Origin of the sequence: Pseudomonas sp. R37(2017), from assembly GCF_002113375.1 — a bacterium.
GTDB lineage: Bacteria > Pseudomonadota > Gammaproteobacteria > Pseudomonadales > Pseudomonadaceae > Aquipseudomonas.
Genome location: NZ_NEHO01000004.1, coordinates 45,326 through 68,538 on the forward strand (window position 1 = coordinate 45,326; position 23,213 = coordinate 68,538).

19 protein-coding genes are annotated in these 23,213 nt (G+C 62.4%); 12 read left to right on the forward strand and 7 right to left on the reverse strand.

Features of this window, described 5'->3' with window-relative positions; genetic code table 11:
- The first annotated feature begins 132 nt into the window (after positions 1-132).
- Positions 133-4,029, forward strand: coding sequence for a phosphoribosylformylglycinamidine synthase (gene purL / locus CAG47_RS08200; RefSeq protein ID WP_085724388.1), 3,897 nt, complete (start codon positions 133-135; stop codon positions 4,027-4,029).
- Between the two features lie 5 nt (positions 4,030-4,034).
- On the forward strand, positions 4,035-4,346 hold the full coding sequence (locus CAG47_RS08205; RefSeq protein WP_085724389.1) for a YqfO family protein: 312 nt from the start codon (positions 4,035-4,037) through the stop codon (positions 4,344-4,346).
- A gap of 185 nt (positions 4,347-4,531) precedes the next feature.
- Here the strand turns inward: CAG47_RS08205 and nagE are convergent, their stop codons facing one another.
- From nagE to CAG47_RS08240, 7 genes are all read right to left on the reverse strand, one after another.
- A complete protein-coding gene (gene nagE, locus CAG47_RS08210; protein ID WP_085724390.1) occupies positions 4,532-6,247 on the reverse strand; it encodes an N-acetylglucosamine-specific PTS transporter subunit IIBC in 1,716 nt (571 codons plus the stop codon).
- A 29-nt stretch (positions 6,248-6,276) separates the two neighbouring features.
- Positions 6,277-8,793, reverse strand: coding sequence for a phosphoenolpyruvate--protein phosphotransferase (gene ptsP / locus CAG47_RS08215; RefSeq protein WP_085724391.1), 2,517 nt, complete (start codon positions 8,791-8,793; stop codon positions 6,277-6,279).
- A gap of 399 nt (positions 8,794-9,192) precedes the next feature.
- Positions 9,193-10,203 (reverse strand): SIS domain-containing protein, encoded by a 1,011-nt coding sequence (locus tag CAG47_RS08220; protein ID WP_085724392.1) that lies wholly within the window; start codon positions 10,201-10,203, stop codon positions 9,193-9,195.
- Entirely contained in the window at positions 10,196-11,302 is a 1,107-nt protein-coding gene (gene nagA, locus CAG47_RS08225; RefSeq protein ID WP_085724393.1) for an N-acetylglucosamine-6-phosphate deacetylase, read from the reverse strand. The genes CAG47_RS08220 and nagA overlap by 8 nt, the downstream gene beginning before the upstream one ends.
- Positions 11,303-11,341: 39 nt before the next feature.
- Positions 11,342-12,073: a GntR family transcriptional regulator gene (locus tag CAG47_RS08230; RefSeq protein WP_085724394.1), complete on the reverse strand. Its 732-nt coding sequence runs from the start codon at positions 12,071-12,073 to the stop codon at positions 11,342-11,344.
- Between the two features lie 296 nt (positions 12,074-12,369).
- Positions 12,370-12,873 (reverse strand): murein L,D-transpeptidase family protein, encoded by a 504-nt coding sequence (locus tag CAG47_RS08235; protein ID WP_085724395.1) that lies wholly within the window; start codon positions 12,871-12,873, stop codon positions 12,370-12,372.
- Positions 12,874-12,921: 48 nt separating this feature from the next.
- Positions 12,922-13,470 (reverse strand): NUDIX hydrolase, encoded by a 549-nt coding sequence (locus CAG47_RS08240; RefSeq protein ID WP_085724396.1) that lies wholly within the window; start codon positions 13,468-13,470, stop codon positions 12,922-12,924.
- Positions 13,471-13,617: 147 nt separating this feature from the next.
- Here CAG47_RS08240 and CAG47_RS08245 point away from each other — a divergent pair, with 147 nt between their 5' ends.
- From CAG47_RS08245 to tadA, 10 genes are all read left to right on the forward strand, one after another.
- Positions 13,618-14,217: a CoA pyrophosphatase gene (locus tag CAG47_RS08245; RefSeq protein ID WP_085724397.1), complete on the forward strand. Its 600-nt coding sequence runs from the start codon at positions 13,618-13,620 to the stop codon at positions 14,215-14,217.
- Between the two features lie 70 nt (positions 14,218-14,287).
- Positions 14,288-14,812 carry a gamma carbonic anhydrase family protein gene (locus CAG47_RS08250; protein ID WP_085724398.1) on the forward strand — a complete coding sequence of 175 codons (525 nt, stop codon included), beginning with the start codon at positions 14,288-14,290 and terminating at the stop codon, positions 14,810-14,812.
- Positions 14,809-15,024 (forward strand): DUF1289 domain-containing protein, encoded by a 216-nt coding sequence (locus CAG47_RS08255; RefSeq protein WP_085724399.1) that lies wholly within the window; start codon positions 14,809-14,811, stop codon positions 15,022-15,024. The genes CAG47_RS08250 and CAG47_RS08255 overlap by 4 nt, the downstream gene beginning before the upstream one ends.
- A gap of 157 nt (positions 15,025-15,181) precedes the next feature.
- On the forward strand, positions 15,182-15,649 hold the full coding sequence (locus CAG47_RS08260) for a VUT family protein (protein ID WP_085724400.1): 468 nt from the start codon (positions 15,182-15,184) through the stop codon (positions 15,647-15,649).
- Between the two features lie 77 nt (positions 15,650-15,726).
- Positions 15,727-16,908: a formate-dependent phosphoribosylglycinamide formyltransferase gene (gene purT / locus CAG47_RS08265; RefSeq protein ID WP_085724401.1), complete on the forward strand. Its 1,182-nt coding sequence runs from the start codon at positions 15,727-15,729 to the stop codon at positions 16,906-16,908.
- 176 nt (positions 16,909-17,084) lie between these two features.
- Entirely contained in the window at positions 17,085-17,633 is a 549-nt protein-coding gene (locus CAG47_RS08270; RefSeq protein ID WP_085724402.1) for a sugar ABC transporter ATPase, read from the forward strand.
- Positions 17,634-17,873: 240 nt separating this feature from the next.
- Positions 17,874-19,343, forward strand: coding sequence for an IMP dehydrogenase (gene guaB, locus CAG47_RS08275; protein ID WP_085724403.1), 1,470 nt, complete (start codon positions 17,874-17,876; stop codon positions 19,341-19,343).
- A gap of 126 nt (positions 19,344-19,469) precedes the next feature.
- The gene (guaA, locus tag CAG47_RS08280; protein ID WP_085724404.1) at positions 19,470-21,047 is read left to right on the forward strand and encodes a glutamine-hydrolyzing GMP synthase; all 1,578 of its coding nucleotides are present in this window, start codon (positions 19,470-19,472) and stop codon (positions 21,045-21,047) included.
- A gap of 200 nt (positions 21,048-21,247) precedes the next feature.
- Entirely contained in the window at positions 21,248-22,624 is a 1,377-nt protein-coding gene (locus tag CAG47_RS08285) for a multicopper oxidase family protein (RefSeq protein WP_085724405.1), read from the forward strand.
- A complete protein-coding gene (gene tadA / locus CAG47_RS08290) occupies positions 22,624-23,121 on the forward strand; it encodes a tRNA adenosine(34) deaminase TadA (RefSeq protein WP_085724406.1) in 498 nt (165 codons plus the stop codon). Before CAG47_RS08285 ends, tadA begins: the two co-directional genes overlap by 1 nt.
- Positions 23,122-23,213 lie beyond the last annotated feature (92 nt).

Genomic DNA, 23,213 nt, shown 5'->3' on the forward strand with positions numbered 1-23,213 from the left:
CCTGACTTTCGAGGCAGAAACACAGATCGACGTCCGGGTGCAACCGTGTGTAGCGTTTCGGGTGATGTCGCGGCCTGTTTAGGCTAGAATGCACGGCCTCAAAGCACACCCCTTCCCGAGGCTGTCCCGAAGATGTTGATCCTGCGCGGCGCTCCTGCCCTTTCTGCCTTTCGCCACAGCAAGCTCCTTGAGCAACTGAGCCAGAAGGTCCCGGCTGTCAGTGGCCTGTATGCTGAATTCGCTCACTTCGCCGAAGTTACCGGCGTCCTGACCGACGACGAACAGCAGGTGCTTGCGCGCCTTCTGAAGTACGGTCCAAGCGTTCCGGTACAGGAACCGACCGGTCGTCTGTTTCTGGTGCTGCCGCGTTTCGGCACCATCTCGCCGTGGTCGAGCAAGGCCAGCGACATCGCCCGCAACTGTGGCCTGGCGAAAATCCAGCGCCTGGAGCGCGGCATCGCGTTCTACGTCGCCGGCCAGTTCAGCGACGCTGAAGCCCGGTTGATTGCCGACGGTCTGCACGACCGCATGACCCAGATTGTGCTGGGCAACCTCGAGCAGGCTGCCGGCCTGTTCAGCCACGCCGAACCGAAACCCTTGACGGCGATCGACGTGTTGGGCGGCGGCCGTGCCGCCCTGGAAAAAGCCAACACCGAGCTGGGCCTGGCCCTGGCCGAAGACGAGATCGACTATCTGCTCAATGCTTTCGTCGGCCTCAAGCGCAACCCGCATGACATCGAACTGATGATGTTCGCCCAGGCGAACTCCGAGCACTGCCGCCACAAGATCTTCAACGCCAGTTGGGACATCGACGGCCAGAGCCAGGATAAAAGCCTGTTCGGCATGATCAAGAACACCTACCAGATGCACAACGAAGGCGTGCTGTCCGCTTACAAGGACAACGCTTCGGTGATCGTCGGTTCCGTGGCCGGTCGCTTCTTCCCGGACCCTGAGACCCGTCAGTACGGCGCGGTGCAGGAGCCGGTACACATCCTGATGAAGGTCGAGACCCACAACCACCCGACCGCGATTGCGCCGTTCCCGGGCGCGTCCACCGGTTCCGGTGGCGAGATCCGCGACGAAGGCGCAACCGGTCGTGGCGCCAAGCCAAAGGCCGGCCTGACCGGTTTCACCGTATCCAACCTGCAGATCCCTGGCTTCGAACAGCCGTGGGAAGTGCCGTACGGCAAGCCGGAGCGCATCGTCAACGCGCTGGACATCATGATCGAAGGCCCGCTGGGCGGCGCTGCGTTCAACAACGAATTCGGTCGTCCGGCCCTGACCGGCTACTTCCGTACCTTCGAACAGTCGATCAGCACCCCGCACGGCGATGAAGTCCGTGGCTACCACAAGCCGATCATGCTGGCCGGTGGCATGGGCAACATCCGTGAAGAGCACGTCAAGAAAGGCGAGATCGTCGTCGGCTCCAAGCTGATCGTACTCGGCGGCCCGGCGATGCTGATCGGCCTGGGCGGCGGCGCCGCTTCCTCCATGGCCACCGGCACCAGCTCGGCGGACCTGGACTTCGCTTCGGTACAGCGCGAAAACCCGGAAATGGAACGTCGCTGCCAGGAAGTCATCGACCGTTGCTGGCAACTGGGCGACAAGAACCCGATCAGCTTCATCCATGACGTGGGTGCTGGCGGTCTGTCCAACGCCTTCCCGGAACTGGTCAACGATGGCGACCGCGGTGGCCGTTTCGAACTGCGCAACATTCCAAACGACGAGCCGGGCATGGCCCCGCACGAAATCTGGTCCAACGAATCCCAGGAACGCTACGTTCTGGCCGTAGGTCCTGCGGACTTCGAGCGCTTCAAGGCGATCTGCGAACGCGAGCGCTGCCCGTTCGCCGTGGTCGGCGAAGCCACTGCCGAACCGCAATTGACCGTTACCGACAGCCACTTCGGCAACAGCCCGGTGGACATGCCGCTGGAAGTGCTGCTGGGCAAGCCGCCGCGCATGCACCGTTCGGTCAAGCGCGAAGCCGAGCTGGGCGACGACTTCGATCCGTCGACCCTGGACATCGCCGACAGCATCGAGCGCGTCCTGCATCACCCGGCCGTGGCCAGCAAGAGCTTCCTGATCACCATCGGCGACCGCACCATCACCGGCCTCGTGGCCCGTGACCAGATGGTCGGCCCGTGGCAGGTTCCGGTGGCCGACGTTGCCGTCACCGCCACCAGCTTCGACGTCTACACCGGTGAAGCCATGGCCATGGGCGAGCGTACTCCGCTGGCACTGCTGGACGCCCCGGCGTCGGGCCGCATGGCCATCGGCGAAACCCTGACCAACATCGCCGCCTCGCGCATCGGCAAGATCTCCGACATCAAGCTGTCGGCGAACTGGATGTCCGCTGCCGGTCACCCGGGTGAAGATGCTCGCCTGTACGACACCGTGAAAGCGGTTGGCATGGAACTGTGCCCTGAGCTGGGTATCACCATTCCGGTGGGCAAGGACTCGATGTCCATGGCCACCCGCTGGAACGACAACGGCGAAGACAAATCCGTTACTTCGCCAATGTCCCTGATCGTGACCGGTTTCGCGCCAGTGACTGACATCCGTCGGACCCTGACCCCGCAACTGCGCATGGACAAGGGCACCACCGACCTGATCCTGATCGACCTCGGCCGTGGCCAGAACCGCATGGGCGCCTCGATCCTCGCGCAGGTTCACGGCAAGCTCGGCAAGCAGGCGCCGGACGTCGATGACGCCGAAGACCTGAAGGCCTTCTTTGCCGTGATCCAGGGCCTCAACGCCGACGGTCACCTGCTGGCCTACCACGACCGTTCCGACGGTGGTCTGCTGACCAGCGTTGTCGAGATGGCGTTCGCCGGTCACTGCGGCCTGAGCCTGAACCTCGACAGCCTGGCGGATTCTTCCGCCGACATCGCCGCGATCCTGTTCAACGAAGAGCTGGGTGCGGTGATCCAGGTTCGCCAGGACGCCACTGCGGGCGTCCTCGCGCAGTTCAGCGCGGCCGGTCTGGGTGATTGTGTGTCGGTGATCGGTCAGCCAATCAACAACGGCGAGATCAGCATCACCTTCAACGGTGATACCGTATTCGAAGGCCAGCGTCGTCTGCTGCAGCGTCAGTGGGCCGAGACCAGCTACCAGATCCAGCGTCTGCGCGACAACGCCGACTGCGCCGAGCAAGAGTTCGACGTGCTGCTGGAAGAAGACAACCCGGGCCTGAGCGTCAAGCTGAGCTACGACATCAACCAGGACGTCGCCGCGCCTTACATCAAGAAAGGCATCCGCCCACAGGTCGCCGTACTGCGAGAGCAGGGCGTCAATGGCCAGGTGGAAATGGCCGCCGCGTTCGACCGCGCCGGTTTCAACGCGATCGACGTGCACATGAGCGACATTCTGGCCGGCCGTGTCGACCTGAACGAGTTCAAGGGCATGGTCGCTTGCGGCGGCTTCTCCTACGGCGACGTGCTGGGTGCCGGTGAAGGCTGGGCCAAGTCGGCGCTGTTCAACAGCCGTGCCCGCGATGCGTTCCAGGGCTTCTTCGAACGCAACGACAGCTTCACCCTCGGCGTGTGCAACGGTTGCCAGATGATGTCCAACCTGCACGAGCTGATCCCGGGCAGCGAGTTCTGGCCGCACTTCGTGCGTAACCGTTCCGAGCAGTTCGAAGCCCGTGTCGCGATGGTGCAGATCCAGGAGTCGAACTCGATCTTCCTGCAGGGCATGGCCGGTTCGCGCATGCCGATCGCCATCGCCCACGGCGAGGGTCATGCCGAGTTCGCCAGCGAAGAAGCATTGCTGCAAGCCGATCTGTCGGGTTGCGTGGCGATGCGTTTCGTCGACAACCACGGCAAGGTCACCGAAAGCTACCCGGCCAACCCGAACGGTTCGCCGCGCGGGATCACCGGTTTGACCAGCCGCGACGGTCGCGTGACCATCATGATGCCGCACCCGGAGCGTGTGTTCCGCGCCGTGCAGAACTCGTGGCGTTCGGATGACTGGAACGAAGATGCACCGCTGATGCGCATGTTCCGTAATGCTCGCGTGTGGGTGAACTAAGCGCCGTGTACAAGCTCAGCTTCTTCGTTCCCGACAGTCATGTCGAAGTGGTCAAAAGCTCCGTATTCGCCGCCGGTGGCGGGCGAATCGGTGACTATGACCACTGTGCGTGGCAGGTGCTTGGCACTGGCCAGTTTCGCCCGTTGGACGGCAGTCAGCCGTTCATTGGCGAGGCGGGGCAGGTCGAGCAGGTCGAGGAGTGGAAAGTCGAGCTGGTGGTGGCCGATGAGTTGATTCGCTCCGTGGTGGCGGCTCTGAAACAGAGCCACCCCTACGAAACGCCGGCTTATGAGGTGTGGCGGTTGGAGGATTTCTGATCTTCCAGGCTGCTGAAACGAGAAACCCGCTGAGAGAGATTTCAGCGGGTTTTTTATAGCCTTCAGATTTGTGCTGTAAATGCTGGCCTCTTCGCGAGCAGGCTCGCTCCCACAGTGGATCGATGTAAACCGGACCTTGTGGGAGCGAGCCTGCTCGCGAAGACTGATTGTCGGGCACTGAAGTTTTAAACCTTGGCGCTCACCTCACTACGATTGGCCAACGCCTCCAGCGCATCACTCAAGTTCGGCGCCTTCTCGCCAATCAGCAGATGCCAGATACCACCCTCCAACTGGCTCACCCCCTGACAACCCAATGCCTTCAACTCGCATTCCGACAAGGCTTTGCCATCGGCCAGTTGCAGGCGGATGCGGGTCATGGCGATGCAATCGAGTTGCAGCACATTGTCGCCACCACCCAGCGCATCGAGCCATTGCTGCGCCTCGGGTGCCGTCACGGCAGCAGGTGGAGGCGCGTCGATTTCCGCTGCTGGCGACGACACGATGGCGCGACCCAGCGCCGGCATCGCCAGGCGAATCTCGTCGGCAATGGCATCGGCCATCGGCCCGACCACCACCTGCAAACTTCCGCCCTTGCCCGGACGCACCACGGCCATGGCACCGAGTGCTTTCAGATCGGCATCCGAAGCTTTGTTGCGATCCACCATGTCCAGGCGCAAGCGTGTGGTGCAGGCACCGACGGTGATCAGGTTCTCGGCACCGCCCAGGGCCCTGATGTAAGCCCCGGCGCGTTCATTGTCGGCCACCGCAACCGGCGGGGCGGCAGCGCTGGTTTCGCGGCCCGGTGTCTTCAGGTCGAAACGGCGGATGCAGAAATCGAACACCACGTAATAGATCACGGCGTACGCCAGGCCTACCGGGAACACCAGCCAGCCGTTGGTGGACTTGCCCCAGCCAAGGATCATGTCGATCAAGCCACCGGAAAAGGTGAAGCCCAGATGGATGTTCAGTGCATTGGTGATGGCCATCGACAGGCCGGTCAGCAAGGCATGCAGCAGGAACAGCAGCGGCGCGAGGAACATGAAGGCGAACTCGATCGGCTCGGTCACACCGGTCAGGAATGCGGTCAGCGCCATCGACAGGAAAATCCCGCCCATCACCTTGCGGCGTTCCGGCAGGGCGTTGCGGTACATCGCCAAGCAAGCGGCGGGCAGGCCGAAGATCATCATCGGGAACATGCCGGTCATGAACTGGCCACCCTTCGGATCGCCGGCGAAGTAGCGCGACAGGTCGCCGGTCACCAGTGCGCCGGTGGTGGGATCGGTGAAATTGCCGAACACGAACCACGCCATGTTGTTGAGGATATGGTGCAGGCCGGTGACGATCAGCAGGCGGTTGAACACGCCGAAGATGAACGCGCCGAAGCTGCCGCTTTCCATCATCAACGTACCGAAGCTGTTGATGCCGTGCTGGATCGGCGGCCAGATGTAGCCGAAGACGACACCCAGACCGACGGCGGCGAACCCGGTAACAATCGGCACGAAGCGCCGTCCACCGAAGAAGGCGAGGTATTCCGGCAGCTTGATGTCCTTGAAGCGGTTGTACAGCGCGCCGGCCATCAGGCCGCTGACGATCCCGGCCAGCATGCCCATGTTGATGCTCGGGTCGAGCACCTTGAGCGTGGCGATCAACACCAGGTAACCGATCACCCCGGCGAGACCTGCCGTACCGTTGTTGTCCCTGGCGAAACCGACGGCGATGCCGATGGCGAAGATCATCGCCAGGTTGGCAAAGATCACCTGGCCGGCATCGTGGATGATCGCGATGTCCAGCAGGTCGGTATCGCCCAGGCGCAGCAACAGACCGGCAATCGGCAGGATCGCGATCGGCAGCATCAGCGCGCGGCCAAGGCGCTGCAATCCTTCAATGAAAAGTTGGTACATGGCGCTTCTCCATGGATTCTTGTTGTTCTTTAGCTCAGAGGCCAATGCTGATGACAGGCATGACGCACCGCGCTGGCGCTGCTCAGCTTGAGCAGGCCCAGGCTGACGCGACGGCACTCGCTGGCGTCGAGATGACGCACGCGGTCCTTGATCTCACCGATCTGTACCGGGCTTACCGACAGCTCAGTGACCCCCAGGCCGATCAACACCGGCGTGGCCAACGGATCGGACGCCAGGGCGCCGCACACGCCCACCCAACGGTTGTGCTGCGCCGCACCGGCGCAGGTCTGGGCGATCAACCGCAACAGGGCCGGGTGCAGTGCATCGACGCGCGCGGCGAGCCCGGCATGGTCGCGGTCCATGGCCAGGGTGTATTGCGACAGGTCGTTGGTGCCGATCGACAGGAAGTCCGCGTGTTCGGCCAGTTGCTCGGCCAGCAGCGCGGCGGCCGGAACCTCGATCATCACCCCCAGCTCCGGGCGTTGCGCCAGGCCGAGCTCACCGCACAAGGCGTCGAGGCGCTGGCGGATGTGCAGCAGCTCATCGACTTCGGTGATCATCGGCAGCAGGATCCGGCAGCGTGACAACGGCTTGAGGTGCAGTAGCGCGCGCAGTTGCTGGTCCAGCAGTTCAGGACGAACCTGGGCCAGGCGAATGCCACGCAGGCCGAGCACCGGGTTGGCTTCTGCGGGCAGTGGCAGGTAGTCGAGTTGCTTGTCGCCGCCGACGTCGATGGTGCGGATGATCACCGACTTGTCGCCCATGGCATCGAGCACGGCCTGACAGGCGTGGTGTTGTTCCTGTTCATCCGGGGCGGTGTGGCGGTCGACGAAGAGAAATTCGGTACGCAGCAAGCCCACGCCGTCGGCGCCATTGGCCAAGGCGTCTGCCGCCTCCGTGCTGGACGCCACATTGGCGGCAACTTCGATGCGCACGCCGTCGCTGGTCAGCGCAGGCGTGTACGCCAGGGCCTGTTGTTCGGCCCGGCGTTGCTGCTGTCGTTGTTGCAACTGGTGCACATCGGCCAGGCGCTCGGCACTGGGTGTCAGTTCGAGACGGCCGCCGTCGGCGTCCAGCACGACCGCTTGCCCCGGTTGCTGATCAAGCAGGGTCGAGCCCAGTGCGACCATGCACGGCAGGCCTTTGCCCCGGGCCAGAATCGCCACGTGGGAGGTCGCGCCGCCTTCGGCCATGCACAGCCCGGCGACACCCTGCTGGCTCAGTTGCAGCAAATCGGAGGGTGTCAGTTCATGGGCGGCGACGATGGCGCCGGCCGGCACATCGTAATGCCAGGTATCGCCGAGCAATGCGCGCAGCACCCGTTGCTTGAGGTCGCGCAGGTCGTTGGCGCGTTCGGCCAGCAAGGTGCTGCCGGTTTGCTGGAGGATCTCGCATTGCGCGTCGATGGCCTGGCTCCAGGCGTGAGTCGCGGCCATGCCCTGAACGACGGATTGACTGGCAGCGTCCAGCAAGGCGGGATCTTCGAGCAGTGCGAGGTGCGCAGCGAAAATCGCCTCTTGCGCAGTGTCCCTGTGTTTTTTCGCCAGGGTCAGCGTGTGCTCGATTTCGCTGCGCACCTGGCTCCGTGCCACGTCCAGCACTTGCTGTTGTTGCTGCGGATCATGATGGCCCGCATCCACTGGCAGGTTGATCGCATTCAGGCGAAACAGCGGCCCGCCGACCAGGCCGGGCGCAGCGCAGACGCCCTGCAATACACCGGCTTCGATGGGGCGATTGCGTTGGGCAATCGTGACTGGCGCGGCGGCGTGGCGGTCTTCGGCCAGGGCTGTGGATAACGCGGTCAGCAAGGCTTGTAGCGCGGCTTCGGCATCCGGACCCTGGCAACTGACCCGGACTTCCGCCTGCTCACCGATGGCCAACCCCATCAGGCCGATCAAGCTGTCGCAGGTGGCCGACTTGCCGGCGAAATGCAGTTGCGATTTGCTTTTGAAACCCTGTGCGGTCTGACGGATCAACGCCGCCGGTCGCGCATGCAGACCGCCACGGTGAGCAATGCGCACATGGCCGACACACTCGACGCCGACAAACTCGGCATCGGCCGGCGCGCTCGAAGTCTGGCGACGGATGATGTGCAGCAGCGGCTCGCCGACTTTCACCGATTTCAAGGTAATGGGCCGTGCCTGGAAGTCCTGGCTGTTGGTGAGGATCAGCAGGCTGACGAGGCTCTTGCACTGTTGCGCGACCTTGTCCAGGTCATAGCGCAACAGCGGCTGGCCGTTGCTGACGCGCGTACCTTCCTTGACCAGCATCGAGAATCCCTGGCCCTGCAATTCGACGGTATCGAGGCCCAGGTGCAGGAGCAATTCCGCGCCGTTGTCGGCACGCAGGGTCACCGCGTGACCGGTGCGGGCGACATGCACCACCACGCCCGCGCAGGGGGCGTGGAGCGTGTCGTTGAGTGGATCGATGGCGATGCCGTCGCCCATGGCGCCGCTGGCGAACACCGGGTCCGGGACTTTGGCGAGCGTGAGCACCGGGCCGCTGAGCGGGGCGCTTAAAGTCAGCTCTTTATTGTTGTTATGCATGGCTCGGTCTCATAAAAAGTACAGATCGGTTCGCCCCCTGTAGGAGCGAGCAAGCTCCGGGCGGCGTTCCGACGATGGTCGTCAACGATGACGCTGGCTGCCTGGTGCCCCGAGGTGTCTGGTCCACCATCGCGAGCGTGCTCGCTCCTACAGAACAACGAAGATCCCGTGTAGGAGCGAGCATGCTCGCGATGGTCGTCAACGATGACGCTGGCTGCCTGATGCCCCGAGGTGTCTGGTCCACCATCGCGAGCGTGCTCGCTCCTACAGAACAACGAAGATCCCGTGTAGGAGCGAGCATGCTCGCGATGCTCGTCAACGATGACGCTGGCTGCCTGATGCCCCGAGGTGTCTGGTCCACCATCGCGAGCATGCTCGCTCCTACAGGGGGTGTTGCGTTCAGTGTGTGCGCGTTACTTTGCTCAAGTGCCGTGGCTGGTCCGGGTCCATGCCGCGGGCGACGGCCAGGCCGGCGGCCATCACGTAGAAACTCTGGATCGCCAGAATCGGGTCGAGGGCCGGGTGTTCGGCGCGGGTCAGGGTCAGGTCGCGCTCGAGTACGTCATCCGGTGCGGCCAGCAGGACCCGGGCACCGCGCTGGCGCATGTCGGCGGCCAGGCTCAGCAAACCGGCCTGTTCGGCGCCCCGTGGAGCAAACACCAGCAGCGGGTAGTTGTCGCCGATCAAGGCCATCGGGCCGTGGCGGACTTCGGCGCTGCTGAAGGCTTCGGCCTGGATCGCCGAGGTCTCCTTGAACTTGAGCGCCGCTTCCTGGGCGATGGCGAATCCGGCGCCACGACCGATCACCATTAGCCGCTGGCAATCGCGCAAGGCATCGATGGCCGGGCTCCAGTCCTGTTGCGCGGCGTCGCGCAGGCCATCAGGCAAGGCAGAGCCGGCCTCGAGCAGTTCGGCGTCTTCTTTCCAGTGGGCAATCAATCGGGCGCTGGCGCTGAGGGTGGCGATGAAGCTCTTGGTCGCGGCAACGCTGCTTTCGGTGCCGGCACACAATGGCAGGCTGAATTCACAGGCCGCCTCCAGCGGTGAGTCTTCGGCATTGACCAGCGAAATGCTCAAGGCACCGCGCTTGCGCAACAGACGCAGGCTGTTGACCAGGTCAGGGCTTTGCCCCGATTGCGAGAAGGCGAACGCCACCTGGCCGCTGACCTTCAATGGCGCCTGTTGCATGGTCACTACCGACATCGGCAATGACGCCACCGGGATGCCCAGCAGTTGCATGGTCAGGTAGGCGAAGTAACTGGCGGCGTGGTCGGAGCTGCCGCGTGCCACGGTCATGACCACTTGCGGCGGCTGACGGCGCAGGCGTCCGGCGATCTCGATCATCTGCGGGTCGAGTTGGCGCAATTGGGCTTGCACGGCCTCGAACGAGGACAGCGCCTCTTCAAGCATTTTTGAAGTCAATGTCTTCTCCTTCGACCATGACGGCGGTCAGTTTCAGTGAGCGATCCAGCCGCACGCAGTCGGCCCAGGCCCCGGGTTGCAGGCGCCCGCGATCGGTGATGCCGAGGTAGTCGGCGGGGAATTGCGACAGGCGCTGGGAGGCTTCGGCGATGGGCAGGCCGATCTTCACCAGGTTACGCAGGGCCTGATCCATGGTCAGGGTGCTGCCGGCCAGGGTGCCGTCGGGCAAGCGCACGCCGCCCAGGCACTTGGTCACGGTGTGGCTGCCGAGTTTGTATTCGCCGTCGGGCATGCCGGCGGCGGCGGTCGAGTCGGTGACGCAGTACAGGCACGGGATCGCGCGCAGGGCCACGCGGATGGCACCGGGGTGCACGTGCAGCAGGTCCGGGATCAGTTCCGCGTATTTGGCGTGGGCCAGTGCGGCGCCGACGATTCCCGGCTCACGGTGATGCAGCGGGCTCATGGCGTTGTAGAGGTGGGTGAAGCTGCTCGCGCCGGCCTCCAGCGCAGCGACGCCTTCCTCGTAACTGCCGAGGGTGTGGCCGATCTGCATGCGGATGCCGCGGCTGCTGAGGTCGCGGATCAAGGCATCGTGACCGGCGATTTCCGGAGCAATGGTGATCACCCGGATCGGCGCGAGCGCCAGGTACGCTTCGACTTCGGTCATCAGCGCCGTGTGGGCGAAGTTCGGTTGTGCGCCGAGCTTGCCTGGGTTGATGTAGGGGCCTTCGAGGTGCACACCGAGCACCCGGGCGCAGCCGTTGGGGCGCTGCTCACTGAATTCGCCGACGGCTTTGAGTACGCGCAGGATTTCGTCGCTCGGTGCGGTCATGGTGGTGGCCAGCAGCGAGGTGGTGCCGAAGCGCACATGGGTTTTGGTGATGGTTTCGAAAGCCGGCGTGCCTTCCATGATGTCCTTGCCGCCGCCACCGTGAACGTGCAGGTCGATGAAGCCCGGCAGCAGGTACGGCAGATCGTTGTCCGCCGGATCGCAAGGCACGCCTTCGATCGACACGACTTTGCCGTGTGCGTGGAGCAGTCGGCCGCGAACCCAGCCTTGCGCGGTGAGGATGTTGTCTTCGGACATGATCGATTCTCTGGTTTGGCGGTTTCGCGGTGCAGCGTTCTAGCGGCGAAGCTCTGCCACAAAGTCGTAGTAGTCGTTGCGGCAATAGGTGTCGGTGACTTCGATCGGCGTGTTGTCTTCCAGGTAGCCGACCCGGGTCATCAGCAGCATCGCGGTGCCGGGGGCGATGCCGACCAGCGCGGCGAATTCGTCCGAGGCGTTGATCGCCTGGATGTGCTGCAGGGCGCGGACAACCGGTTTGCCGATGCCGTCGAGGTAGGCGTAGAGGGAGTCGCCGACCATTTGCGGCTTGGCAATGATCGTGGCGGGCAGGGTGCTCATTTCGATGGCCATGACCGTTTCGTCAGCCTTGCGCAGGCGTTTGAGGCGCGCGACTTTGTCATTGGGCGACAGGCCCAGGCGGATCAGTTCTTCGTGGGTCGGCAGGGTGATTTCCCGCTCCAGCCATTGTGAGCTGGGCACGAAACCCTTGAGACGAAGCATTTCACTGAAGCCGGAAAGGCGCGACAACGGTTGTTCAAGGCGCGGTGTGATGAAGGTGCCGGAGCCCTGGTTACGACGGATCAGGCCTTGTTCGAACAACACTTCCAGGGCCTTGCGGGCGGTGACGCGGGAGATGCCCAGGGTTTCGCTCAGATTGCGCTCCGAGGGCATGGCCTGTTCGGCTTTCCACTGGCCGGCATGGATCGCCGCTTCCAGATTGCGCGCCAGTTGCAGGTACAACGGCGTGGGTTGGGTGTCGTCGGGGCGCAGGGCCTGTAGGTCGTTCATCTAGGCATTGTCCGATGCGGGTATGGGATTGTTGTCGCCCGGCAGTTGGGCGAAACCTAATACCACTTGAATACCATGTCAACGCCAGTACCGGGCTTAAGATGCAGCGCGAACGGTCCGCCTGAGTGATCAGAAGGCAGGTGGGGTTTAAGTGGTATTAATGGAGGGGGATGCGGGTGCAACGAACGCAGCCTGTGACGGCATCTGCGGGAGGCATTGGTATCACCTCTGCAGGCGCCGTCGCAGGCTGCGATCTTTTGAATTTATTTTTTGATGCCGACCAACGGTCGTGGGGATTACGGACGAATTTCGATCATCGTGCCATCCGGCACCAGGTTCCAGACTTCACGCATGTCCATGTTGCGCATGGCGATGCAGCCGTCGGTCCAGTCCAGGGTGTGGAACAGGTCTTCCGGGGTGTCTTCGGTGTCCGGGGTGCCGTGGATCATGATCATGCCGCCGGGCTCGACGCCTTCACGACGGGCGCGGGCCGAGTCGCTGATGTTCGGGTAGGAAATGTGCATCGCCAGGTTGAACTTATCGCTGACCTTGCGCCAGTCGACCCAGTAGAAGCCTTCCGGGGTGCGTTTGTCGCCTTCCATCAGCTTCGGGCCCTTGGGGCGCTTGCCCAGGGAAATGCGATAGGTCTTGAGCGGCTTGCCGTCATTGATCAATTGCAATTGATGGGAAGACTTGAGAACCAGGATTTTCTCGATGACCTTGCCGTCCAGGGTTTCCACGGCAGAAGCCTGGGACACCGTGACGAACGACAAGCAGAACAGGGCAAGCAACCAGCGCATTGAAACGATTCCCCAGGAGGTGTCGCGACTATTTATTTATAGATGTTTTTAGTTGGCAGGCTGAGCAAGCGGAGGGATCGATTCGGACCGTACGGGATAGACCTCGGTCCGCCGGTCAGCGAAGAAGCATTCTAAGGTACGACCCACGGTGCGGAAAGCCAGCTCATCCCATGGAATGTCCGCTTCGTCGAATAGTTGCACTTCCAGGCTCTCGGGACCGGCGGAAAAATCCAGGTCCGCCAGCTCGGCACGAAAGAACACGTGCACCTGGCTGATGTGCGGCACGTCGATCAGGGTATAGATGCTCAGGTTGCGCACCCGGGCGCAGGCTTCCTCGGCGGTTTCGCGAATGGCCGCCTGCTCGATGGTCTCGCCGTTCTCCATGAAACCGGCGGGCAGGGTCCAGTAGCCGCGGCGTGGCTCGATGGCGCGCCGGCACAACAACACCCGGGTGCCCCAGGTCGCCACGCAGCCGGCGACTATATTGGGGTTCTGGTAGTGAATGGCCTGACAACTGTCGCAGACAAAACGCAGGCGCGAATCGCCTTCGGGAATGCGCTGGGTCACCGGGTTACCGCACTGGCTGCAAAATTTCATGCTGGGGTTCCTGAATGCTGGGCCTATCTTGGCGTGCGGCAGTGTCTGTCGGCAAGTTGTCGTTTCGCGACATGGGGCCGTTGCGGGGGTTGGGCGACCGCAACGATTGGTGCATGATGCCGGGTAAGGCACAGATCGAGAACACTCATGCTGGACGAGCTACTGCATCGGGTTAGTCACCACACTCCACGCACATTGGAGACCGACCGTCGTTTTCCCGAGGCCGCGGTGCTGGTGCCCATCACCCGCAGTGACGAGCCTGAGCTGCTATTGACCCTGCGCGCCAGCGGCCTGTCGACCCATGGCGGCGAAGTCGCCTTCCCCGGCGGGCGCCGTGACCCGGAAGACCCCGATCTGATTTTCACCGCCCTGCGTGAAGCCGAAGAAGAGATCGGCCTGCCGCCAGGGCTGGTCGAAGTGATCGGCCCGCTCAGCCCGCTGATCAGCCTGCATGGCATCAAGGTCACGCCCTATGTCGGGGTGATCCCGGATTTCGTCGAATACCAGGCCAACGATGCCGAGATCGCCGCGGTGTTCAGCGTGCCCCTGGAGTTCTTCCGCAAAGACCCCCGCGAACATACCCATCGTATCGATTATCAGGGCCGCAGTTGGTATGTGCCGAGCTATCGCTTTGGTGAATACAAGATCTGGGGGCTGACGGCGATCATGATCGTCGAGTTGATCAACCTGCTGTATGACGCCAAAATCAGCCTGCACCAACCTCCCAAAAGCTTTATCAATATCTGAAGCCGTCATTCGAATGGCCTGAATCCGGATGTTGCTGAAAAAGCCAGCCTGAGCCTTGAGGAATACAACAATGAAATACCGCCTGGGCGACGCCCGCGTCGAAACCCATCCGCAGAGCTGGGTCGCCCCCAATGCCGTGCTGGTGGGCAAGGTCAAGCTGGAAGAAGGCGCCAACGTCTGGTTCAACGCCGTGCTGCGCGGCGATAACGAACTGATCCTGATCGGCAGGAACAGTAACGTCCAGGACGGCACGGTGATGCACACCGACATGGGCTATCCGCTGACCATCGGCACCGGCGTGACCATTGGCCACAACGCCATGCTCCACGGCTGCACCGTGGGCGATAACAGCCTGATCGGTATCAATGCGGTGATTCTCAATGGCGCGAAGATCGGCAAGAACTGCATCATCGGCGCCAATTCGCTGATCGGCGAAGGCAAGGAGATTCCGGACGGATCGCTGGTCATGGGCTCGCCCGGCAAAGTGGTACGCGAATTGACCGAGGCGCAAATCAGGATGCTGGAGGCCAGCGCGGCCCACTACGTGCACAACTCGCAGCGTTATGCCCGCGACCTGGCCGAGCAGGAACAATGACCGCCAGCGAACGCCCGGTAGCATCGCCCTGCGTGAATATCTGTGCGCTGGACGACGATGATATCTGCACCGGTTGCCAACGCACGGTGGCGGAGATTACCCGCTGGAGCCGCATGACCAACGACGAGCGACGCAAGGTGCTGGGGTTGTGTCATGAGCGGGCCAAGGCCAGTGGGCTTGTCTGGATGATCGGGACCAGGCCGGGGAATTGAGGCGCGAACATTGTAGGAGCGAGCATGCTCCGGGCGGCGTTCCGACGATGGTCGTCAACGATGACGCTGGCTGCCTGATGCCCCGGGGTGTCTGGTCCACCATCGCGAGCCTGCTCGCTCCTACAGTATCCTGTGCGCCAATTTGACAGGTACTCCAATGCTCTTTCTGATCGCCTACATCAGCAGCGTCGTGCTGATCAACTTTGCCTTCTCCACCGCGCCACACCTGGACATCATCTGGTCGGCCTGGGGCGGTCTGGTGTTTATCCTGCGCGACATGGTGCAAACCCGGTTCGGGCATGGCGCTCTCGTGGCGATGCTGGTGGCGCTGGTGTTGTCCTATGTCACCTCCGATCCGTCCATCGCCCTTGCCAGCGCCACGGCCTTCGCGGTTTCCGAATGCATCGACTGGCTGGTGTTCAGTATCACCAAACGTCCGCTGCATGATCGCCTGTGGATAAGTTCGGCCCTGAGCATTCCCCTCGATACCTTTATCTTTTTCGGCATGATCGACGCACTGACACCGGGGGTGATCCTCACCGCCCTGGGCTCGAAATTCGCCGGTGTCACCGCCGTGTGGCTGATCATGGCCTGGCGCCTGCGCAAACAGGCTGTCGTCAGCTGAAGTTCATGTAAAATGCCGCGCTTTCTCCCCTTGGGAAGCGCGCTTCCCTCGATGATCCGCTTCTTGAGGACCTTCAGATGACCCGTATCGGAACTCCATTGTCGCCCACCGCGACCCGCGTATTGATGTGTGGCTGTGGCGAGTTGGGCAAGGAAGTGGTGATCGAGCTGCAACGCCTGGGCGTTGAAGTGATTGCCGTGGATCGCTACGCCAACGCGCCGGCCATGCAGGTGGCGCACCGCAGCCACGTGATCAACATGCTTGATGGCGCTGCCCTGCGTGCCGTGATCGAAGCCGAGAAACCGCACTTCATCGTGCCGGAAATCGAAGCCATCGCCACCGCGACCCTGGTGGAGCTGGAGGCCGAAGGCTTCACCGTGATCCCGACCGCCCGCGCCGCCCAACTGACCATGAACCGCGAAGGCATCCGTCGCCTGGCCGCCGAAGAGCTGGACCTGCCGACCTCGCCGTACCACTTCGCCGACACCTTCGAGGATTACAGCAAGGCCGTCGAAGACCTCGGTTTCCCGTGCGTGGTCAAGCCGGTCATGAGTTCCTCGGGCAAGGGCCAGAGCCTGCTGCGCAGTGCCGATGACGTACAGAAAGCCTGGGACTATGCCCAGGAAGGCGGTCGTGCCGGTAAAGGTCGGGTGATCATCGAAGGCTTCATCGATTTCGACTACGAAATCACCCTTCTGACCGTGCGCCACGTCGGCGGTACCACCTTCTGCGCGCCGGTCGGCCACCGTCAGGAGAAGGGCGACTATCAGGAGTCCTGGCAGCCGCAAGCCATGAGCCCGATTGCCCTGGCTGAATCCGAGCGTGTTGCCAAAGCCGTGACTGAAGCCCTGGGTGGCCGTGGTCTGTTCGGTGTCGAGCTGTTCATCAAGGGCGATCAGGTATGGTTCAGCGAAGTCTCGCCGCGCCCGCATGACACCGGCCTGGTGACCCTGATTTCCCAGGACCTGTCGCAGTTTGCCCTGCACGCACGGGCCATTCTCGGTCTGCCGATCCCGTTGATCCGTCAGTTCGGGCCGTCGGCCTCGGCGGTGATCCTGGTGGAAGGGCAGTCGACCCAGACCGCCTTCGCCAACCTGGGCGCTGCCCTGAGCGAGCCGGACACCGCGCTGCGCCTGTTCGGCAAGCCTGAAGTCAACGGTCAGCGCCGCATGGGCGTGGCCCTGGCGCGCGACGAGTCGATCGAAGCCGCCCGCGCCAAGGCGACCCGTGCTTCGCAGGCGGTTGTCGTCGAGCTGTAAAAACAGCGCTGGCGGGCCTATACCTCTATCTGTAGGAGCGAGCATGCTCCGGGCGGCGTTCCGACGATGGACGTTAACGATAACGCGGGCTGTCTGAATGAACGCGGCGTCCTTATGTCCATCGCGAGCCTGCTCGCTCCTACAGGTCATTCATCAATGCGTCAGGCCTGTACCCCATGAATTCGCAAAGCATCATCGTCCCGAAAATCTCCACATTGCCGGTGCACGAGCCCCGGGCTCGGGCGATCGTGCGCTGGCTGGTGCGCAAGGACATCATCAAGGAAGAACTCAGCACCTGCGGTCGCACCGGCAACCGCATGGCCCATGCCATCGGCGAAGGTGCCCGTGCCGTGGTCCTGCACCCGGAAGCGCTGCCCTTCGGCGAACAGATCAATGGCCTGGAAATCATCACCAAGCGCTGCATCTATACCCCTGCCAAAGGTTTCCTGAGCGAAGCGGGCTGCGCCGAATGCCGCCAGGAAATCGGCGAGGCCCTGTTCGAAAGCCTGGAAGACTGGATGCCGGGGCGTACCGATAACTTCACTTGTCCGGAATGCGGGCATGAAGACGATATCAACGGCTTCCTGTTCCTGCAGGAATGCGGCTTCTCCAACCTGGGGTTCATCTTCAACAACTGGGCCGAAGCCGGGTTCAAACAGAGCTTTCTCGACGAATTCGCCGATTGGCTCGATCAGCCCGTCAGTTGGGTGAAAGTCGAACTTTGACGTCCTGTAGGAGCGAGTGCCCGCTTGCGGCATGCTCGCGATGAACCTGCAGGCAACGCTTGTTTTCAGGCAGTACGCGTTATCGTTCACGACCATCGCGAGCATGCTCGCTCCTACAAAAAAGCAGCATTAATCTCCGTATATCAGTAAAGCCAATAATAGACAGAGTTTTACATTGAACCCGAAGGGGTGTCTGACTATAATGGCGCGCTTCCATTTTCCCGCTCGGGAGCCCCCGCGATGCTGCGTATCAGCCAAGAAGCTCTGACATTCGACGACATTCTCCTAGTGCCCGGTTATTCCGAGGTGCTTCCTAACGAAGTCAGTCTCAAGACCCGCCTTACCCGTGGCATCGAGCTGAATATTCCACTGGTCTCCGCCGCCATGGACACCGTCACTGAAGCCCGTCTGGCAATCGCCATGGCTCAGGAAGGTGGTATCGGCATCATCCACAAGAACATGACCATCGAGCAGCAAGCTGCCGAAGTGCGCAAGGTCAAGCGTTTCGAAGCCGGTGTGGTCAAGGACCCGATCACCATCGTCGCCGACGCTACCGTGCGTGAGTTGTTCGAACTGACCCGCATGCACAACATCTCCGGTGTCCCGGTGCTGCACAACGGCGACCTGGTCGGCATCGTCACTTCCCGTGACGTGCGATTCGAGAACCGCCTGGAAGCCACCGTCCGTGAAGTGATGACGCCCAAAGAGCGTCTGGTCACGGTCAAGGAAGGCGCCGACAAGAACGATGTTCGCGAGCTGCTGCACAAGCACCGCATCGAACGCGTACTGATCGTCGACGACAAATTCACCCTCAAGGGCATGATGACCGTCAACGACATCGAGAAAGCCAAGGCTTACCCGCTGGCCAGCAAGGACGATCAAGGTCGTCTGCGCGTCGGCGCAGCCGTAGGTACCGGTAAAGACACCGGCGATCGCGTTGCGGCGCTGGTCGCTGCCGGCGTTGACGTGGTGGTGGTCGACACCGCTCACGGTCACTCCAAAGGCGTGATCGACCGCGTTCGCTGGGTCAAGCAGAACTTCCCTGAGGTGCAGGTCATCGGCGGCAACATCGCCACCGGCGCTGCCGCCAAGGCCCTGGCCGAAGCCGGCGCCGACGCAGTCAAGGTCGGTATCGGCCCTGGCTCGATCTGCACCACCCGTATCGTCGCTGGTGTCGGCGTGCCGCAAATCAGTGCCATCGCCAACGTTGCCGCTGCCCTCGAAGGCACTGGCGTTCCATTGATCGCCGACGGCGGCATCCGTTTCTCCGGTGACCTGTCCAAGGCCATCGTTGCCGGTGCGTCCTGCGTGATGATGGGCTCGATGTTCGCCGGTACCGAAGAAGCGCCGGGCGAGATCGAACTGTTCCAGGGTCGTTCGTACAAGGCTTATCGCGGCATGGGTTCGCTGGGCGCCATGTCCCAGGCCCAGGGTTCCTCCGATCGTTATTTCCAGGACTCCTCGGCAGGCGCCGAGAAGCTGGTTCCGGAAGGCATCGAAGGCCGTGTTCCGTACAAGGGCACCCTGAGCGCGATCATCCACCAGTTGATGGGCGGCCTGCGTTCCTCGATGGGCTACACCGGTAGCGCCAACATCGAGCAAATGCGCACCATCCCCGAGTTCGTGCGGATCACCGGTGCTGGCATGGCCGAATCCCACGTCCACGATGTGCAGATCACCAAGGAAGCGCCAAACTATCGGGTCGGCTGACACCGACAGCTAAAAGCCACAAGTTATAAGCCGCAAGCGGTGCTGAGTTAATGCAGTTACCGCGCGGCTTCCAGTTTCTTGCAGCTTGCAGCTTGAAGCTTGCAACTGCTTTTAGAGTTTTTTTCCATGGCCCTCGATATTCACGCTCACCGCATCCTGATCCTCGACTTCGGTTCCCAGTACACCCAACTGATCGCCCGCCGCGTGCGTGAAATCGGCGTGTATTGCGAACTGCATCCGTTCGACATGGACGAAGATGCGATCCGCGAATTCGCTCCCAAAGGCGTCATCCTCGCTGGCGGCCCGGAGTCGGTCCACGAAGCCAACAGCCCTCGCTGCCCGCAAGCCGTTTTCGACCTGGGCGTGCCGGTCTTCGGTATCTGCTACGGCATGCAGACCATGGCCGAGCAACTGGGTGGCAAGGTTGAAGGTTCCGATCTGCGTGAGTTCGGTTATGTCCGCGTTGACGTGGTCGGCAAGAGCCGCCTGCTCGACGGCATCGAAGACCACGTCGACGCCGACGGCGTCCTCGGCCTCGATGTATGGATGAGCCACGGCGACAAGGTCACCCGGATGCCAGGTGACTTCCACGTCCTGGCCAGCACTCCGAGCTGCCCGATTGCCGGCATGTTCAGCGACGAGCGTCGCTACTACGGCGTACAGTTCCACCCGGAAGTGACCCACACCAAGCAGGGCGGTCGCATCCTGTCGCGCTTCATCCTCGACATCTGCGAGTGCGAAGCGCTGTGGACCCCGTCGAAGATCGCTGAAGACGCGATCGCCCAGGTTCGCGCCCAGGTCGGCACCGACAACGTACTGCTGGGCCTGTCCGGCGGTGTGGACTCGTCCGTGGTTGCCGCGCTGCTGCACAAGGCCATTGGCGACCAGCTGACCTGTGTGTTCGTCGACAACGGCCTGCTGCGCCTGCACGAAGGCGAGCAAGTGATGGCCATGTTCGCCGAGAACATGGGCGTCAAGGTGATCCGCGCCAACGCCGAGGACCAGTTCCTCAACAACCTGGCCGGCGAGTCCGACCCTGAGAAGAAGCGCAAGATCATCGGCCGCACCTTCATCGACGTGTTCGATGCCGAATCCTGCAAGCTGGAAAACATCAAGTACCTGGCCCAGGGCACCATCTACCCGGACGTGATCGAGTCGGCTGGCGCGAAAAGCGGCAAGGCCCACGTGATCAAGTCGCACCACAACGTGGGCGGCCTGCCGGAAGAAATGAACCTCAAGCTGGTCGAGCCACTGCGCGAACTGTTCAAGGACGAAGTCCGTCGTCTGGGCCTGGAACTGGGCCTGCCGTATGACATGGTCTACCGTCACCCGTTCCCGGGTCCGGGCCTGGGCGTGCGCATCCTCGGCGAAGTGAAGAAGGAATACGCCGACCTGCTGCGTCGCGCCGACCACATCTTCATCGAAGAACTGCGCAAGGCCGACTGGTACCACAAGGTCAGCCAGGCGTTCGTGGTGTTCCAGCCAGTGAAATCGGTAGGCGTGGTCGGCGATGGCCGTCGTTACGCCTGGGTTGTGGCCCTGCGTGCCGTGGAAACCATCGACTTCATGACCGCGCGTTGGGCACACCTGCCTTACGAACTGCTGGAAACCGTTTCCGGCCGCATCATCAATGAGATCGACGGCATCTCCCGCGTCACCTACGACGTGTCGAGCAAGCCGCCGGCGACCATTGAGTGGGAGTGATTCCGCGCCAGCCCTGAGGGGTTGATTGCTGGATGAAAAGCCGTGTGAACGTGAGTTCACGCGGCTTTTTGCATTGTTGCGGGACCTTCCTGCGGCTCGGCGTCACGCCTGCTTTACTGTTTCTTTCTCAATTGCAGGTGTATCGTATTCGCCTTTTGCGGGCCCAGTGTCCGTCGCGTTCAAGTGAGGTAGTTGAGTTCATGTCCTTTACCCGTCGCCAAATCCTCGGTGGCCTGGCCGGTCTTGTTGTCGTTGGTGTCGGTGCTGGAGGCGCGTCGCGCTACTGGCTGGGCAAGATGGCTGACGCCGACGCCGGCCACGATTACGAGCTGATTGCGGCGCCGTTGGACGTGGAGTTGGTCGCCGGGCACAAGACCCAGGCCTGGGCTTTCGGCCCGTCGGCGCCGGGCACCGAGTTGCGGGTGCGCCAGGGTGAATGGCTGCGAGTGCGCTTCATCAACCACCTGCCGGTCGCGACCACCATTCACTGGCATGGCATCCGCTTGCCGCTGGAAATGGACGGTGTGCCTTACGTGTCGCAATTGCCGGTGCTGCCCGGCGAATACTTCGACTACAAATTCCGCGTGCCGGATGCGGGCAGCTACTGGTATCACCCGCACGTGAACAGTAGCGAAGAGCTCGGCCGCGGCCTGGTTGGCCCGCTGATCATCGAGGAGCGCGAACCGACCGGCTTCAAGTACGAAAAGACCTTGAGCCTGAAAAGCTGGCACGTCGATGAAACAGGCAATTTCGTCGAGTTCAGCGTTCCCCGTGAAGCGGCCCGTGGCGGTACGGCGGGGCGCCTGGCGACCATCAATGGCGTCGCGCAAGCGGTGATCGATTTGCCGGCTGGACAAATCACCCGCGTGCGTCTGCTCAACCTCGATAACACCCTGACCTATCGCCTGAACATTCCCGGCGTCGAAGCGCAGATCTACGCGCTGGACGGCAACCCGATCGAGCCGCGGCCGCTCGGCAAGGAATACTGGCTCGGCCCTGGCATGCGCATTTGCCTGGCGATCAAGGCGCCACCGGCCGGTGAGGAACTGTCCCTGCGCAACGGTCCTGTACGCTTGGCTACATTGCGCTCCGTGGCGAACACCGACGCGCCGACCGAGTGGCCACCGGCATTGCCGGCCAATCCAATCGCCGAGCCAGACCTGGCCAATGCCGAGAAACTCAACTTCAATTTCGAATGGGTCGGCTCGGTATCGGTCAACGTCGACAACGGCAAGCCGCCAAGCCTGTGGCAGATCAACGGCAAGGCTTGGGACATCACCGACAAGACCTGCGCCGACCGCCCGATTGCCAGGCTCGAAAAGGGCAAGAGCTACATTTTCGAATTAAAGAACATGACCCAGTACCAACACCCGATTCACCTTCACGGCATGAGCTTCAAGGTCATCGCCTCGAACCGGCACAAGATCATTCCGTACTTCACCGACACTTACCTGCTGGGCAAGAACGAGCGCGCGCAAGTCGCGCTGGTCGCCGATAACCCTGGCGTATGGATGTTCCACTGCCATGTGATCGATCACATGGAAACCGGCCTGATGGCCGCCATCGAGGTGGCGTGATGCGTCAGATACGTCCTACCGCGATCATCGACCGCAGCCGTGATCGGGATTTCATGCGTGAAGCCCTGGCCCTGGCGGCCCAAGGCGCCGCCCTCGGCGAAGTGCCGGTGGGCGCGGTGCTGGTGCAGGATGGCGAAATCATCGGGCGCGGTTTCAACTGCCCGATCAGCGCCAGCGACCCGAGCGCTCACGCCGAGATGGTCGCCATTCGCGCCGCCGCCCAGGCCGTGAGCAACTACCGACTGCCGGGCAGTACGCTGTATGTGACCCTGGAACCGTGCAGCATGTGCGCTGGGCTGATCGTGCATTCGCGGATCGCACGGGTGGTCTACGGCGCGCTGGAGCCCAAGGCCGGGATTGTGCAGAGCCAGGGGCAGTTCTTCACCCAGGGTTTTTTGAATCACCGGGTGTTGTATGAAGGCGGGGTGTTGGCGGAGGAGTGCGGGACGGTGCTCAGCGAATTCTTCAAGGCCCGGCGGGCTAAGCCCTCAGACTGAACACAAAACCAAATGTGGGAGCGAGCCTGCTCGCGAAAGCGGTGTGTCAGCCAACATCATCGTTGAGTGTGAAACCGTATTCGCGAGCAGGC

Excerpts from the sequence above, each read along its gene's own strand:
- CAG47_RS08220 (WP_085724392.1), bottom strand. The coding sequence starts at position 10,203 with ATGCTTGAAGAGGCGCTGTCCTCGTTCGAGGCCGTGCAAGCCCAATTG.
- nagE (WP_085724390.1), bottom strand. The coding sequence starts at position 6,247 with ATGTACCAACTTTTCATTGAAGGATTGCAGCGCCTTGGCCGCGCGCTG.
- CAG47_RS08240 (WP_085724396.1), bottom strand. The coding sequence starts at position 13,470 with ATGAAATTTTGCAGCCAGTGCGGTAACCCGGTGACCCAGCGCATTCCC.
- CAG47_RS08230 (WP_085724394.1), bottom strand. The coding sequence starts at position 12,073 with ATGAACGACCTACAGGCCCTGCGCCCCGACGACACCCAACCCACGCCG.
- CAG47_RS08235 (WP_085724395.1), bottom strand. The coding sequence starts at position 12,873 with ATGCGCTGGTTGCTTGCCCTGTTCTGCTTGTCGTTCGTCACGGTGTCC.
- purT (WP_085724401.1), top strand. The coding sequence starts at position 15,727 with ATGACCCGTATCGGAACTCCATTGTCGCCCACCGCGACCCGCGTATTG.
- CAG47_RS08255 (WP_085724399.1), top strand. The coding sequence starts at position 14,809 with ATGACCGCCAGCGAACGCCCGGTAGCATCGCCCTGCGTGAATATCTGT.
- ptsP (WP_085724391.1), bottom strand. The coding sequence starts at position 8,793 with ATGCATAACAACAATAAAGAGCTGACTTTAAGCGCCCCGCTCAGCGGC.
- tadA (WP_085724406.1), top strand. The coding sequence starts at position 22,624 with ATGCGTCAGATACGTCCTACCGCGATCATCGACCGCAGCCGTGATCGG.
- guaA (WP_085724404.1), top strand. The coding sequence starts at position 19,470 with ATGGCCCTCGATATTCACGCTCACCGCATCCTGATCCTCGACTTCGGT.
- nagA (WP_085724393.1), bottom strand. The coding sequence starts at position 11,302 with ATGTCCGAAGACAACATCCTCACCGCGCAAGGCTGGGTTCGCGGCCGA.
- CAG47_RS08285 (WP_085724405.1), top strand. The coding sequence starts at position 21,248 with ATGTCCTTTACCCGTCGCCAAATCCTCGGTGGCCTGGCCGGTCTTGTT.
- CAG47_RS08250 (WP_085724398.1), top strand. The coding sequence starts at position 14,288 with ATGAAATACCGCCTGGGCGACGCCCGCGTCGAAACCCATCCGCAGAGC.
- purL (WP_085724388.1), top strand. The coding sequence starts at position 133 with ATGTTGATCCTGCGCGGCGCTCCTGCCCTTTCTGCCTTTCGCCACAGC.
- CAG47_RS08245 (WP_085724397.1), top strand. The coding sequence starts at position 13,618 with ATGCTGGACGAGCTACTGCATCGGGTTAGTCACCACACTCCACGCACA.
- CAG47_RS08270 (WP_085724402.1), top strand. The coding sequence starts at position 17,085 with ATGAATTCGCAAAGCATCATCGTCCCGAAAATCTCCACATTGCCGGTG.
- guaB (WP_085724403.1), top strand. The coding sequence starts at position 17,874 with ATGCTGCGTATCAGCCAAGAAGCTCTGACATTCGACGACATTCTCCTA.
- CAG47_RS08260 (WP_085724400.1), top strand. The coding sequence starts at position 15,182 with ATGCTCTTTCTGATCGCCTACATCAGCAGCGTCGTGCTGATCAACTTT.